We start from the raw sequence: 13564 nt of genomic DNA on the forward strand, positions 1-13564 counted from the left end.
TCAGTAATTCAGAGTGAATTATTTACTTTTTCCGGTTTAAGACAGGATTTTCGATATCAGGCATAGTTTGGCCACCTCAGTAGGCTGAGTCTTAATTTTTGGTGCAGATTGGCTTGGTTTTGTTTTTGTGTTAGGGGTTAATAAATTGTTTTTCAGTAAGGTTTAACGGCTTATCCTCCTGCCCCAAACTCATTCCAGCCGGATTTGACACTTAGCACGTCCCGCATATAGTTTTTCGGCATCCAGAAGCGTCACAGTTATTACGGACATTAGCATTGTCCACAACAGCTGAACCGTTGCTCTTCCGTCTTTTGCTAAAAATGCAGATACCACTTTTGATTTTATAGCCAGCTGTGTAATAATGTGAGCTATCTGAAGCAGGATATAGTATTTATGCAGGTTAATGATGCTATTTCGGACAAACTTATGCTCCATGTTAAAGCCATTATTCTTCTGGATATTAAACCCCTCGTTCTCTATTTTCCAGCGTACTCTTCCGCATTCTACCCTCGCAATGACAGCTTTTTCCAGCTTATCATTATCTACAGCAGAGTCCTTGATTTCAAGGTTTGTTATATAGGCAAACTTAGTGAACTCCGTGGCTTCCTGCTTTGGATCATAAACAGGTATTAAGCCTTCCATATAATTAAATTGATGATCCTGATGGGTGAGCCCATCTACCCAGCAAAAACTAGCGTCGCCATAGATAACATTTTTACCTTTCGGGTTGACGACTACCGGGTAGCTAAAAACCTTCTTTTCCTTAGAACTCTTGTCTATTATCTGCTCATCAAGTTTTTTTAAATTACCATCCTTCCGTGTAATTATATACTTCCAGCCATATTGCTCGCAGATGTCCATTACAGGGCCATTGGCATACAGCCCGTCTAAATGAATGCAAATTGGAAGACGCGGAAAATCCTCATGTATGCGGGCCGCCAGCCGCTTAAAGGCTTTGCCCTCACAGTCCTGTTTGTCAAATTCTTCATTGTTATCGTTGTTGAGCATTTCACTGGCTACAGATAATACCATATTGTCGTTTGTAAGGAGTTTGGCCTCCAACACATAAGCATAATAAGTAGTGGTGTCGTTTTTTGTTCTATAATAAGCGTTGTCCACGGGTGCATTCTTATAACTGCACACACCAGTTCCATCAAAGATAATGTGGTGATACCCATCCTTGGCCCTACACACTTTCTTCCTGATCAATTGCTTAATAAGGAGCTTGCGAGCATTGGAAAGGTCATCGGTGCTAACAGAACCAATGGCGTTGTTTACGGTGTCAAAATGAGCCCAGGTCAAACCAGGGAACTGAAGCTCAAAATTCTCTTTAAAATACTTACCATAGCATGCCAGACCATTCATTTTATTACGACTACCACCGTGTATCTGAAACATGTAGACGCACTGCATCAATAAATTTGGGAGGCTATAAGTACAGCACCCTTCTATGCGACTATCTTTTACATCACCAAACAATTGCTTGGGTGAACCAACAAAATGGGAGTGTATTTTGTCGAGCTGGTATACCAGATCCGTAGAACAGAAATCCTGAAAATTCTCCTAAGCAAAAAAAGGGCTAAATCGCGGAAAATATTTTTTATTTTATTAAATATTAGTTGTTTATAATTAATATATATTGTATATTTGTATTAGTTCTTAACGCAAAAAAAAGCCCGTCTCAGGAACGGGCTGTCAACTCGAAGTTGATAAAAGTAAAAAGTTATGGAGAATATTGAGGTATCGCCTGGGCGATACTGTGCTCATTATATAGTATTTTATTTTAATACAGGATTTTAGCTTGCTGCGCTGCCAACACAAATCCTACCCTACAAAGAAACTATAATTAAATTAGTGCGAAAAATATTTTTTGTCATTCTCTGGAAGCTCCGTCAACAGTAAAAAGAAATTCTACTCTGAATTACTGTCAATCATACTTTGAATTGTAAATAATTGGTTATCAAATAATTGTACGCTTCCCAGGCGGAAAGCAACTTATTTTACATAATTTTCTACAGGAAGACGGTTCATCATACTTCGACCGAGCGTCATTTCATCGGCATATTCAAGCTCTCCGCCAAAGGCAACTCCCCGGGAGATAGTCGTAATTTTGCAAGGCAGCTGCTGAAGTTGCTTTTGAATATAAAAGATCGTGGTATCTCCCTGGATATTGGGATTTAGGGCAAAGACAAGCTCTTCCACCTGATCTTGTTTTACCCGCTCTACTAAAGAATCGATAGTCAAACTATCAGGACCAACCCCATCCAGTGGTGAAATAACTCCTCCCAGGACGTGATAAAGTCCGCTAAACTGCTGCGTATTTTCTATGGCAATTACATCTTTAATGGATTCCACCACGCAAATAAGTCGCTGATTACGCAATTGATTCTCACAAATACCGCACAGTTCATGATCACTGAGATTGTGACACCTCTTACAAAACCTAATTTCGCTTCGCATTCTGGAAATTGTATCTGAAAATTGAGCTACTTGCTGTTGGTCTTGCTTTAATAGGTGCAGCACTAGCCTGAGTGCAGTTTTTTTGCCAATACCCGGAAGACCTGCAAAAGCATTAACGGCGTTTTCTAATAAAGAAGATGGTAATTGCATAATTATAACGGTGGTGCAAAGATAATAAATCGGAGACTTTTAATCTTTGAATCAATAGTGCTGTAATTGATAGGGATTATTGGGGTCTGGCTGGTTAGGATCTTTTTTAAGATATATATCCCATTGGTTTTCAGTATCTGCTATAAATTTAAATTTACGCTTAATGGCGACTCCTAATTCAGGTTGCAGATGTAATTCATAATTACCGGGAGTCCAACGCATATCCCCATTTGTATCATACAGCACCCTGAAACTATATTCTCCAGGTTCAAACCTTTCTATTCTGACCTTACGATTATCCGGAATGACAGAAGAATCTACAATTTTTTTATCGGATAAAATAAGCAGTACCGGATGTTTAGTCGTGTCTACATCCGGAAAGTTAAGATCCAGTGTGGCATAATCATGCTCGGTTTTAACAGAGAATTTAATGGTATCTGCTTTTGCCAGCTGTACTTTAAAGCTGTCTGTTGCAGCCTCTACCGGCATCGTGAGCACGAAATCCTTACCCTGAGCTGTATCCCAATTATGTTGAATGATAAAACGACTATAGGTCGTATCAGTAGAATCAGCCAGAACTGTAAAGTCCGTAATTGGATTGAAGCTTGTATCCGTGAGCTTAATCATTTCCGGTTTAAATGATTCCAAGGGTTTACTAAAGGTAAGGGTCATGGGCTTTAGTAAACTCTGTTTTCCTTCTTCTAAATTAAGGGCTACAGTAAGTGGCTTTTTGGCATCCTGTTCTTTTCTTTTTTCAATTTGCTTTTCTGAAAGCTGGGCTGGCTTTTTAGCGCCCTCCTGTTCCTTAGGATATGCTCTGAATGCATATAACTGAATACCATTATTAACGGAATCTCTTTTGGTGGATACCGTAGAGTCCAAAAAGGCAAAGACAGCCGTAGAGTCATTGTAGTTTTTCATATAGGTATTCTCCACTACAAATAAATGATAATCCTCCTTGGGTAAAAAATGGAAGGCAAATCTTCCTAAACTATCAAGTCTTGTATAATACCTGGGCGTGTTTTTAAGAACCGCCGTATCTGATAAATCCCTATAAAGCGCTACAATCAAAGTAGAGTCAATAGCACCGTCTTCAGCCATTATAACCTTGCCGGTAATAGAATCTGTATCCAGGTGATCCCCTGTACTAAATACATAGGTAAAATTCTGAACTGGATTATTTTCATTCACATCCTGAATCGCCTTGCCAAAATTAAAAGAATAGGTCGTGTTTGGATCTAGGGTATCTTTGATATCAATGGTGACCTCGGTTAATTTAGCCTTTACATTCGGAACATTTTTGGCGACCGGGGAAACAATCAGGTTATTAAATATATCCTGAATCTGTACGTACTCATTGAATGTCAGGGTTATTTTCTTGCCTTTAAAGTTCAGCGTTGAATCATTTGGATTGGCCCCCACTAATACAGGAGCAATTGTGTCCCTGGGACCACCTCCAGGCGGTACAATAACTGCGCAACTATTTAATTGCACCAGAATCCCTGAAAGGATCAAAATAGATAATACGAAGGATACTAATTTATTCATCTGAGTGTTAAGGTACTTTTGCCTTGTGACAAAAGTACCTCATTGCCCTTATTCTAAAAAGGATTTAATGCAAATTTGTGTTTTAGCCTGAACCGATTATGGCATTGACCTACGGTCAATTACAGCGTCATAATTTCCTTTATTCCTTACTAAATGCATGTCTCTGATATGCCTGCTGATCAATCAACCCCAATTCAACATAAGAAGGGTGTTGTTTATCATAAAAAACCTTTACGTCGGATGCAACAAAATCCGAGGCCTTTGCCTGGTAGATATCCTCAAATACCTGGGGATTTCTGTCCACTAAAGGGAACCAGGAACTCTGTACCTGAATCATAATCTTATGACCTTTTTTAAAGGTATACAACATATCCGGGATGCTAAATTTGACAGCTGTTATTTTTCCGGGTGTAAAGGCAGTAGGTGACGTAAAGCTTTCCCTGTACTTCCCCCTCATAACTTCAGCTCTGACTAAAGATTGATATCCGCTTAATTTCCCTTTAGCGCTGTCAGGATAAACATCAATAATTTTAACGATAAAATCAGCATCCGTTGTGGTTATAGAAACATTCAGATTTGCTTTCACCGGTCCGGCCAAAGTTGTATTTTCAGTTAACACCGGTGTAGTAAAACTTAAAACATCCTTTCTTTCAGTTGCAAACCTTTGGTCATCAATCATATAAGTAATCCCTCTATTTTTTCTGACACCTCCTTGGTAAGGAACAGGGTTGGCTGGATCTGAATGATAAACGCTAAATTTATTACTGCCTGTCGGTTGATTTTGGCTTAGACGGCCATTTGTATTAAAATAAAATTTAATATCTTTAGCAACTGGTGTAGGCCATTTATCAAATTGATTCCATCTGTTTAAGCCCACATCATATAAAACAGCCTCCGGAAGGTCTGCAGATGGCCCTTGCTTTAAATAATGTACAAAAAAGGGAAATTCGATATTTTTCTGGAACCAGCGACTGGTATTACTATTAAAGGATATGTCCCCTAAATGATCCATTTGTGGTCCAGCCCAGCCTCCATGATTCCATGGTCCCATAATCAAGGAATTGCTGTTGCCAGGATTTTTGTTTTCAATATTTTTATAAGTCTCAAGTGTACCCCAAAGATCTTCGGCATCATACCATCCGCCTACCAGTAATGTTGCAGGTTTAACATTACCCATATGTTGTCTGATATCTCTTGCCTGCCACCATTCATCATAATTGGGATGCATTAGTACTGTATCCCAAAATGGAGCAAGATGATGATAATAAAGCTCATTTACCTGACTTACCGGACCAAGCTGTAAATAAAAATCATATGCATTTTTCATAGGCAACTCCAGTTTTGGTAGTTTTTCTTTGTTGGGGCCATTGGTGGAATTGGCAAACCAATAGTCAAATCCAACTTCATCCATCAAGAAAAATGCGCCATTATGATGAGTATCATCTCCTAAAAACCAATTGGTTACAGGTGCCTGAGGGGAGACCGCTTTTATCGCCGGATGCCCTGCAAGTGCGGCATTAGTGGCAAAAAATCCAGGATATGAGATACCCCATACCCCTACTTTGCCATTGTTATGAGGTATGTTATGAATGAGCCAGTCCACTGCGTCATAAGTATCAGACGCTTCATCATGCTGTAATCCTTTCTTATTGTCTATAAAAGGCGTAATTTCAGTCCAATTGCCTTCGCTTTGATATTTTCCCCTAACGTCCTGATAAACAAAAATAAACCCAGATTTGACAAATTCCGGGGAGGGTCCCAGTCTTTCAGGAAACTTATCCTTACCATAAGGCCCCGCTGAATAACAGGTTCTGTTCATCATAATCGGATAAGCCTGGGTCGTATCTTTAGGTATATATACTGCAGTATATAATTTTATGCCGTCGCGCATGGGAATCATAAATTCTGCCTTGCTATAATGCGCTTCAATATAGGCTTTATTAACTTCCGACTGACCATTTACCGTCCAAATGCTATTAAAAGCCAGTAATATCAGAAGACAGAAGGCAATTTTTTTAAGGTTTGGCATAAGAAAAAATTTAATAATAAAGGAAAGGTAATAAATTATCGAATGTTTTAATCTAAAAAGGCAAAACTTCATTTTTCTGCAGATTACAGGAAAATCCTGGCCTGGTTTATTCGAAATCTACGTCAGTGACTTTCCGGCTTTTCGTTTCCCTTTCAGCAGATGTATATATCAAATTTATAAATTTGAGCCGTGTGTTCTAATGATAACACTCCATAAAAGCAAAAAGATGTCAGTTGTTCCTCTGACATCTTTTTAAATAAATTAGGACGCTTAAAAAAGCATACCATAGAACGTATACTGCAGACGATAAATGCAGTATATTTCTCTAACCTGGTACTCTTGAAATATATTTCTGAATTTCTTTAATCTGTGACACTACTTCCGGGGTTGTAGGATTACAAGCCTTCGCCTTACGGAAAAAATCTTTAGCCGCACGGAATTCTCTTTTATTCATCATTATCTGGCACATGCCCAGATTTGCAACAGCCTTACTTTCATTGTCAGGAATTCCCATCTTCAGCGCAGCTCTCAGATAGTTTTCTCCTGAGCGCATATCCCCTCTTTGCATGGCCATCATACCTAATTGTAATTTATTGGCGCCCTCTGCTTCAGGCATAGCAGATCCGATAGATGATGATTTTTTAAGATGCTTTTCGGCTTCATCATAATCCTTATTCATCATCGCAAGGTTCCCTTTTAAGGTGTAAAAAGTTGAACGGACCGGTTTAATTAAAAGACCGGGAAACCATACTGAATCAATAATCTTTTGAACTTCTTCTAAATTACCCTCTTCCATAGGTTTTTGTACCAGACGCAATGGACCGATAAGAAAATGACTGAGCAGACCAATAAAACCAATGAAGTACAATGGAAACATAGCCCAAAACCCGACTTGCCCTGTGGCATTAAATATAATTGCCAGAACAATCAGAGCAATACTTAACCAAAAACGATATTTTATTATTAAGTTATAAAATTTCATAAAGTGTTTTATTGAGCTGCAAAGATAAGCTCTTTACAATTGTTAGCGGAATAATTCCATATTTTTTAGGTCAAATTAAATAATTTTTGATTTAGAACCCTTACATTTGCTCCACTTTTTTAGGTCTCGTAGTTCAATGGATAGAATAGAAGTTTCCTAAACTTTAGATACAGGTTCGATCCCTGTCGAGACCACCATATAGCCTTCGATTGCTGAATTTCAGTAGCTTAAATTAGCTACAATAAGCCAAAATTAGTAATTTTATCCGCAAATAGTCCGCAAATCCGCAAACGATTTATCTTAATTAATTCTTATGTCCTATTCAATATTAATAGAGCTTGGCAAGGAAAACAAACAATTTGAACGCAAAGTGGTGATTCTTGTCATTATTGACGGCAAAAAATTACCGCGCATAGACACTGGTGTTAAAATATCCGGTGACCTTAAAAAGGCAGATCCAAAAGCTTTAAACGTCATCAAAAAGAAACGTAATGAAGTAGAGCAGAAAATACTGCTATCCATTCAACTGACGGGCAAACCCTCGCTTCCGTCTGCGAATATTGATACATTAATAGGCTTTTGGGAGGACAGGAAAAAAGATATTGCCAGGAGCGATAACAGGATTAGGGCTATTGAAGTGGCTCTGGAGGCAATTGGAGATTGTAAACTGGCGGCAATAAATACCCGGGAACTAGAATCTATTGAAAAGAAGCTCAGAGAGCGCGAAAAACCGCTATCTGAATCCACAATTTGGAGTTATATGTCCAGGTTAAAAGCAGTGCTCAATTTGGCTATTAGGGATCATATCTTGCAGGATCGACAAATAAGCGGCTATCGGTGGCCGGCATATTATTCTGATGTGCCTATTTTCCTGTTAGAACCCGAGATTGAAGCGTTCGCAAAAGCATTGAGTGGGATTGCTGACCCCAGCTTGCAGCAGGCCGGTTATCGGTTCCTGCTGGCCTGTTACGCCGGCTATCGGATCTCAGATGCAAAAAGGTTTAATCCGGACTTCATAAACGGTGATGCTCTAACCATCAGGGCGGCCAAAAATAAAAAAGTAGTCTCTATTGCCATTCATAACAATTTGCGCCCGGTGGTGGACTGGCTGCTTAAAAATCCTGAATGTAATCTAACGGACCAGGCAATCAACAAGCTTATTAAGGATATCGCTAAGGCTGGCGGAATCAAAAAGCATATTAAATTCCATACAGGCAGGCACTCCTTTGCTATGCTTTTAACCCGAAAAGGCTTCACAATTGAAGAGGTGGCTGAGTTCCTGGGTGACGATATTAGAGCCGCCAAAACGTATGCCCGCCTCTGGAATGACGAACTTAACCGAAAAGTTATTGAGAAACTGGGCTGATTCTTTCCGCGTTACCGGTACGTGATTCTTTCCGCGTTACCCCGGATCAGATTCTTTCTGCGACACCCATCGCCTGATTCTTTCCGGTTGGGGTTCTGCTGATTCTTTCCGCAGAGGGGGTTACGCCTTCCTTTCGCACTGGGCTGGCCTAATTCAGTTCCGGATGCCCTGCCTCGATCGTAATCGAAATATTAAGGGCCTGGCAGATCAGTAAAAGGGTTTTGTAGTTTGGGAAGCTTTTACCGGCTTCAATAAATTTAATTTGCCTGACAGAGACACCGACGGCATCGGAAAGCTCCTGTTGGGTTAGTCCTGCTTTCCCTCGCCCCTCCCTTATTTGTTCATTAAATGGTTTCATAAGTAAAAAGCCGCCCCGAAGGGCGGAGGTTAGTTCTTTTTGAGAAAGGAATATACTGTGGCCTCTGACTTAAATTCACCTGCTAGAATACCCCCATCACCATAAGCTCTATAAACGTGATCGTATTCGTCATACATTACCCAGGTAGACCCAACGATTAAATAACAGCCTTCAATGTTGAATTTAATTCCTGCGTTCTGTAATTCGTTTTGTAACTTTGTCATGATTTTAGAATTTTGATAGTTTTAAAATTTCAGGGGGTAGGCGTCTCAATTCTTACCCCCCTTTTGTTACACAAAGATAAGGGTGAAATTTAATTTCACCAAATATTTTTTCAATTATCTTAAAAAAAACTACCAAAACATTCAATACTTAAAAGTTACAATCTCGTAATACTTACCACAACAATCTAAGAGGCCAAATTAGCTACCTTAAAATTATTTATTAACTCCTTGACTTCCAGTATCTGCGTCGCAGTTAGGCCCTTTATTTTTAATGTATAGGTCTTAGTTGCTCCGCTCTCTTCGGGATTATTTCCAAAATAAAAACCTCTTCTCTCTCCCGTCTTTCCTCCTAATTTAATATTACAAGCCCCGTATTCCTCTTTAATAAACTTGATTATATTTTCCCGTGAGACAGATACTTTTATTTTATTTGTGTATAAAAAATCATTTAACTCTCTGTCTACCTTATTCAATTCTTTGATAGTTATATAATCACCTTTTTGCCACTTATTAATAAACATCGGTAGGTATTTTCTCAATATAGGTTTACAGTTCATGTAGTTATAGCGCCTCCATTTATCCAGATCTTTAACCCTTCCAGTGTTTATTTCTATATGCGTTATATTCATCATCATTATTTTTTATAAATTACAAAACATCTTACAACCTTATCTCCCAGTCTAACGCTTTTCGGCGGCCTCACCATGTGAGTCTGGTTTAGCCCTCCAAATATGTACTTACTTACCAGATTCCTACTTACATTAAACTGGTCAGCAATCTCTGAGATCTCAGACACCGGTACAATTCTCATTTGCTCCCACTTCTCTAGTCTACTAGAAATAACTTCCATTACTTTCGTGGCTTCAATAGTGGTGCCATCTATTAGCAGATTTACAATTTTATCGGCAACGTCTCCCACCTGTAATATGTTTAATTCAGGGAATGAGTGTTGCACTCGTTGATAAATTTCATTTCTCATTATTATATTGTTTAAGCGTTAATTAATCGATACAACAAAATTACAGACATTACAGCCGCTTAAAGTAAAAAGCGAAAAAAGTTATTCATTTAGTTATTCACAGTAAATTTAAAAAATATTTTTATTTCATTTTATACAGATTTATAAAATCATAAAATAAATACGAGAAAAATATATTGTGCTTACAGAAGGCAAAGATGTGTCCGGTATAAATGTCAATGTTTATAGGCATTTCGTGGGGAACATTATACTTGCAGATTTGTTTTTAAAATAATATAAAATATATAACTATGCAAGTAGTAGAGTTGTAGTACTACATTGCAACAGTGTTATGTGTTGTTATTTCTATAATCTTTTTATTATAAATAATCTGTAATATCTGTAAGGAATATTATAATATATTAATTATTAGTAAGTTAATGGCCTTACAGATTTCATTACAGATTCATTACAGTTTTTTATCTGTAAGGGCCTGCCACTCTCCCCATTTCCTCCCATCCCTACAACTTCCTAATTTTGTGATATGGCAAACCGACTATAGGGCCGCAATAAGTTTACAAGATCATGGCAAAAAACGGAAACATACACCCAAAAAGGATATTTAGAAGCGTAAAATCCTTGCAAAAAGCATGGGAGGAATACAAGGAAGATCTCCACGACCAGGCTAACGAATGGTTAAGGATTCAGTATGTCGGTAAGGAAGGTAATCGAATGGAAGACCCTCAAAAAGTACCTTATACACTTGAAGGATTTAAGAGATATTGTAGGGAGCGGTACGGAGATGTTTCCGGGTATTTTGAGAATCATAGTAATTATTACGATGACTTTGTAGGTATCTGCGCGCAAATACGTGAAGAAATCCGCGAAAATCAGATAATTGGAGGGCTTTTAGGGTTTTATAATCCTTCAATCACCCAGCGCCTTAACGGACTTGCAGATAAAACAGAGACAAAAGTTAATATAGAACAGCCATTATTTGGAGATGAAGAGTAATGACCGTAATTGCTAGGACCATACCGCCCAAATTAACCAAGGTTAATGGATTTACTTATACAACTGCTATAAGGAAGCTAAGGAGGCTTAAACGGCGTATTAAATGCGTTCCTGGTGGATCTTCAGCCGGTAAGACATTCGGCATCCTACCAATATTAATCGACAAAGCAGCCAGAACGCCCAAACTTGAAATTAGCGTAGTTTCTGAATCAATTCCACACCTTAGACGTGGCGCCTTAAAGGATTTTATAAAGATCATGCAGGCTACCGGTAGGTTTATTGATGCTAATTGGAACCGGACCTTACTAAAATACACTTTCGGGAATGGGTCGTATATTGAATTTTTCAGCGTTGAAAACGAACAGAATGTAAGAGGCCCCAGGCGCAAAATTTTGTACGTCAATGAGGCTAACAATATTTCTTTTGATACTTACCACCAGCTGGCAATTAGAACATCCGATGAGATCTGGCTTGACTGGAACCCGTCCAATGAGTTTTGGGCCTACACAGAGCTTTTAAATGATCCCGATGCAGATTGGCTTACACTCACCTACCAAGACAATGAAGCGTTACCGGATGCAATCGTTAAGGAGCTAGAAAAAGGGTATAACAGGGCCTTTAAAGATCCGGAATTAGCAAAACGAGATTGGGAGGCCGGCATTAAGCCTGACAATATTAAATCCTCGTACTGGCTGAACTGGGTTAAGGTTTATCTACGGGGCGAATTAGGCAGCCTGGAAGGCGTTATATTTAGTAATTGGGAGATCATCGACGAACTCCCAGCAGAGGCAAAGTACTTAGGCACCGGTTTGGATTTCGGCTATACCAACGATCCTACAGCGGCGCCAGATGTGTACAAGTGGAATGATTACAGAATAATCGATGAGGCTGTTTATCAGACCGGCCTAATGAATCATCAGATAGCTGAAAAGATCAAGGGTAAGGGCCCCGTTTATGCAGACAGTGCAGAGCCAAAAAGTATTGATGAAATTGCATTATTTGGCATTCCTATCTTTCCAACGGTAAAGGGCAAAGATTCAATTAATTACGGCATTCAGTTAATGCAACAACAAAAATACCTTGTTACAAGGCGAAGCGTCAACGCAATTAAAGAACTTAGAAATTATTGCTGGGATACAGATAAGACCGGCAAGTCACTGAATAAGCCAATCGACGCGTTTAACCACATCATAGACGGCCTACGTTATCACGAAATGATGACCTTAAGCCAGCCTGAGCCGTGGGATCTCTCCGATCTGTACGCCTTTTAACGGAGAAAAGGCCGTTTTTACCAACTGTGAATAACTAAATGAATAACTATTAAATGCAAAATGTCCTCTAATGTCCACTTAAAGGTAATTTTGTTGTATCATGACGATCTGGGAGACAGAAATAATTGCAGTTAATCCACATACCGGCAAACTATGCACGTTCGCAGGGCCTCATGTAAGGGCGTTTACTCCTGGATTAGCCCAACAGTGGTGTGACACGAACGGTTACGGCTATCTCAAAGTTACGGGAGGCAGGATTGTACAGGAAGTACCCTGCATTCCTGGGACCAATAAGCCAGACTGGAGCCGGGCAAAGAATTATGACGCTGAATTAAATTAAGAACAATGAACCTACCATTAGGCAATAAGCAGTACGAGCCAATTACATGGGAGCAATTCCGGGAATCCGGAATGCTGTTCTTTGTAAATAACATCCTGCACGCATTCGGTTTGGCTATTACGGTAACAGAGGAAAATGGTAAGATAGTAAGTTCAGCCCCTGCCAGGGTCGGTTATCGCGGGTTTGATGATAAGAGCCAGGATAAAGAACACGCTAAAATAGCAAAGTACCTGGCTGATAATGCAATTAATTTTCCTGAAGAGATCAAATGAAGCACATCATGAATATTTTAATCCTAACAATAATAGCGCTGGTTTTGATAGCTGCGGGGTATGTTTTATGCAGACCCAAAGATCATGGAGTAGACAATACATTTATTGATTATCATCAGCCGGATTACAGGAGATTATACAATTTATATTGCGCTGATGCAGAAGCAAGAGCAGCAATTGAAAAAATAAATAATAGATAATTATGCCCAAACCCACCACACAGCACCGCTCACAGGCCCCCATCACCTGTATAAAAGTACTCAGTCCAGCACTAGAAAGTTGGCAGGTAGCATTGATATTGGGTACAACCGAACGAACGGTAAGGCGTTGGCGCAATTTCTTGACTACGCAAAAATTTGGCCGGCTAATCAGATATCCAGCCAAAGAAAACGGACTAACAAGTTATATTGAGGTGGTAAGCGATCCGGCAGATGCTACACCTCACCCATAAATAAAAAAAACTGTTCTTTCATTGTGTGAAGCCTCTCAGAAATGAGGGGCTTTTTGCATCCTATAGCCTAATAGTTATTCAATAGTTATCCCCAATTTTATTAAAAATGTCCGCTCCTGTCCTCTAGTGTCCTCTAGACGA

16 protein-coding genes and 1 tRNA gene are annotated in these 13564 nt (G+C 39.2%); 8 read left to right on the forward strand and 9 right to left on the reverse strand.

Going from position 1 to position 13564, the window contains the following annotated elements; genetic code table 11:
* Positions 1-189 precede the first annotated feature (189 nt).
* The 5 genes from BLU80_RS17350 to BLU80_RS17370 form a co-directional block, all read right to left on the reverse strand.
* On the reverse strand, positions 190-1398 hold the full coding sequence (locus BLU80_RS17350; RefSeq protein ID WP_091394804.1) for a hypothetical protein: 1209 nt from the start codon (positions 1396-1398) through the stop codon (positions 190-192).
* Between the two features lie 597 nt (positions 1399-1995).
* The gene (recR, locus tag BLU80_RS17355; RefSeq protein ID WP_091400984.1) at positions 1996-2610 is read right to left on the reverse strand and encodes a recombination mediator RecR; all 615 of its coding nucleotides are present in this window, start codon (positions 2608-2610) and stop codon (positions 1996-1998) included.
* Positions 2611-2661: 51 nt separating this feature from the next.
* Positions 2662-4158: an Ig-like domain-containing domain gene (locus BLU80_RS17360; RefSeq protein ID WP_091400986.1), complete on the reverse strand. Its 1497-nt coding sequence runs from the start codon at positions 4156-4158 to the stop codon at positions 2662-2664.
* 139 nt (positions 4159-4297) lie between these two features.
* Positions 4298-6187 (reverse strand): CocE/NonD family hydrolase, encoded by a 1890-nt coding sequence (locus BLU80_RS17365; RefSeq protein ID WP_091400988.1) that lies wholly within the window; start codon positions 6185-6187, stop codon positions 4298-4300.
* Positions 6188-6512: 325 nt separating this feature from the next.
* Positions 6513-7169 (reverse strand): tetratricopeptide repeat protein, encoded by a 657-nt coding sequence (locus tag BLU80_RS17370; RefSeq protein ID WP_091400989.1) that lies wholly within the window; start codon positions 7167-7169, stop codon positions 6513-6515.
* A 122-nt stretch (positions 7170-7291) separates the two neighbouring features.
* Between BLU80_RS17370 and BLU80_RS17375 the strand changes: the two genes are divergently transcribed.
* Positions 7292-7366, forward strand: a tRNA-Arg gene (locus tag BLU80_RS17375).
* Positions 7367-7482: 116 nt separating this feature from the next.
* Entirely contained in the window at positions 7483-8535 is a 1053-nt protein-coding gene (locus tag BLU80_RS17380) for a tyrosine-type recombinase/integrase (protein WP_091400991.1), read from the forward strand.
* A 148-nt stretch (positions 8536-8683) separates the two neighbouring features.
* Here the strand turns inward: BLU80_RS17380 and BLU80_RS17385 are convergent, their stop codons facing one another.
* The 4 genes from BLU80_RS17385 to BLU80_RS17400 all read right to left on the reverse strand — a co-directional run bounded on the left by BLU80_RS17385 (position 8684) and on the right by BLU80_RS17400 (position 10096).
* On the reverse strand, positions 8684-8893 hold the full coding sequence (locus tag BLU80_RS17385; protein ID WP_091400992.1) for a helix-turn-helix transcriptional regulator: 210 nt from the start codon (positions 8891-8893) through the stop codon (positions 8684-8686).
* Between the two features lie 29 nt (positions 8894-8922).
* Complete coding sequence (locus BLU80_RS17390; protein WP_091400994.1) at positions 8923-9117, reverse strand: hypothetical protein; 195 nt, start codon at positions 9115-9117, stop codon at positions 8923-8925.
* A gap of 185 nt (positions 9118-9302) precedes the next feature.
* Positions 9303-9752 carry a hypothetical protein gene (locus BLU80_RS17395; protein WP_091400996.1) on the reverse strand — a complete coding sequence of 150 codons (450 nt, stop codon included), beginning with the start codon at positions 9750-9752 and terminating at the stop codon, positions 9303-9305.
* Entirely contained in the window at positions 9752-10096 is a 345-nt protein-coding gene (locus BLU80_RS17400) for a hypothetical protein (RefSeq protein WP_091400997.1), read from the reverse strand. The genes BLU80_RS17395 and BLU80_RS17400 overlap by 1 nt, the downstream gene beginning before the upstream one ends.
* 564 nt (positions 10097-10660) lie before the next feature.
* Between BLU80_RS17400 and BLU80_RS17405 the strand changes: the two genes are divergently transcribed.
* The 6 genes from BLU80_RS17405 (at position 10661) to BLU80_RS17430 (ending at position 13423) form a co-directional block, all read left to right on the forward strand.
* Entirely contained in the window at positions 10661-11089 is a 429-nt protein-coding gene (locus tag BLU80_RS17405) for a terminase small subunit (protein WP_091400999.1), read from the forward strand.
* Positions 11089-12360 (forward strand): PBSX family phage terminase large subunit, encoded by a 1272-nt coding sequence (locus BLU80_RS17410; protein ID WP_091401001.1) that lies wholly within the window; start codon positions 11089-11091, stop codon positions 12358-12360. Before BLU80_RS17405 ends, BLU80_RS17410 begins: the two co-directional genes overlap by 1 nt.
* A gap of 100 nt (positions 12361-12460) precedes the next feature.
* Positions 12461-12700, forward strand: a complete 240-nt coding sequence (locus BLU80_RS17415; RefSeq protein ID WP_091401003.1) for a hypothetical protein — start codon at positions 12461-12463, stop codon at positions 12698-12700.
* Positions 12701-12705: 5 nt separating this feature from the next.
* Positions 12706-12972, forward strand: a complete 267-nt coding sequence (locus BLU80_RS17420) for a hypothetical protein (RefSeq protein ID WP_091401004.1) — start codon at positions 12706-12708, stop codon at positions 12970-12972.
* A gap of 8 nt (positions 12973-12980) precedes the next feature.
* On the forward strand, positions 12981-13172 hold the full coding sequence (locus tag BLU80_RS17425; RefSeq protein WP_091401006.1) for a hypothetical protein: 192 nt from the start codon (positions 12981-12983) through the stop codon (positions 13170-13172).
* Between the two features lie 2 nt (positions 13173-13174).
* Positions 13175-13423, forward strand: coding sequence for a MerR family transcriptional regulator (locus tag BLU80_RS17430; RefSeq protein WP_091401008.1), 249 nt, complete (start codon positions 13175-13177; stop codon positions 13421-13423).
* The last annotated feature ends 141 nt before the right edge of the window (positions 13424-13564 follow it).

The sequence above is a fragment of the Arachidicoccus rhizosphaerae genome, assembly GCF_900107765.1.
In the GTDB taxonomy this organism is placed as follows: Bacteria; Bacteroidota; Bacteroidia; order Chitinophagales; family Chitinophagaceae; genus Arachidicoccus; species Arachidicoccus rhizosphaerae.

Bases quoted from the DNA above. Each gene is read 5' to 3' on its own strand.
- BLU80_RS17425 (WP_091401006.1), top strand. From the start codon at position 12,981: ATGAATATTTTAATCCTAACAATAATAGCGCTGGTTTTGATAGCTGCG.
- BLU80_RS17385 (WP_091400992.1), bottom strand. From the start codon at position 8,893: ATGAAACCATTTAATGAACAAATAAGGGAGGGGCGAGGGAAAGCAGGA.
- recR (WP_091400984.1), bottom strand. From the start codon at position 2,610: ATGCAATTACCATCTTCTTTATTAGAAAACGCCGTTAATGCTTTTGCA.
- BLU80_RS17405 (WP_091400999.1), top strand. From the start codon at position 10,661: ATGGCAAAAAACGGAAACATACACCCAAAAAGGATATTTAGAAGCGTA.
- BLU80_RS17400 (WP_091400997.1), bottom strand. From the start codon at position 10,096: ATGAGAAATGAAATTTATCAACGAGTGCAACACTCATTCCCTGAATTA.
- BLU80_RS17370 (WP_091400989.1), bottom strand. From the start codon at position 7,169: ATGAAATTTTATAACTTAATAATAAAATATCGTTTTTGGTTAAGTATT.
- BLU80_RS17360 (WP_091400986.1), bottom strand. From the start codon at position 4,158: ATGAATAAATTAGTATCCTTCGTATTATCTATTTTGATCCTTTCAGGG.
- BLU80_RS17420 (WP_091401004.1), top strand. From the start codon at position 12,706: ATGAACCTACCATTAGGCAATAAGCAGTACGAGCCAATTACATGGGAG.
- BLU80_RS17430 (WP_091401008.1), top strand. From the start codon at position 13,175: ATGCCCAAACCCACCACACAGCACCGCTCACAGGCCCCCATCACCTGT.
- BLU80_RS17365 (WP_091400988.1), bottom strand. From the start codon at position 6,187: ATGCCAAACCTTAAAAAAATTGCCTTCTGTCTTCTGATATTACTGGCT.
- BLU80_RS17390 (WP_091400994.1), bottom strand. From the start codon at position 9,117: ATGACAAAGTTACAAAACGAATTACAGAACGCAGGAATTAAATTCAAC.
- BLU80_RS17350 (WP_091394804.1), bottom strand. From the start codon at position 1,398: ATGTTTCAGATACACGGTGGTAGTCGTAATAAAATGAATGGTCTGGCA.
- BLU80_RS17410 (WP_091401001.1), top strand. From the start codon at position 11,089: ATGACCGTAATTGCTAGGACCATACCGCCCAAATTAACCAAGGTTAAT.
- BLU80_RS17380 (WP_091400991.1), top strand. From the start codon at position 7,483: ATGTCCTATTCAATATTAATAGAGCTTGGCAAGGAAAACAAACAATTT.
- BLU80_RS17395 (WP_091400996.1), bottom strand. From the start codon at position 9,752: ATGATGATGAATATAACGCATATAGAAATAAACACTGGAAGGGTTAAA.
- BLU80_RS17415 (WP_091401003.1), top strand. From the start codon at position 12,461: ATGACGATCTGGGAGACAGAAATAATTGCAGTTAATCCACATACCGGC.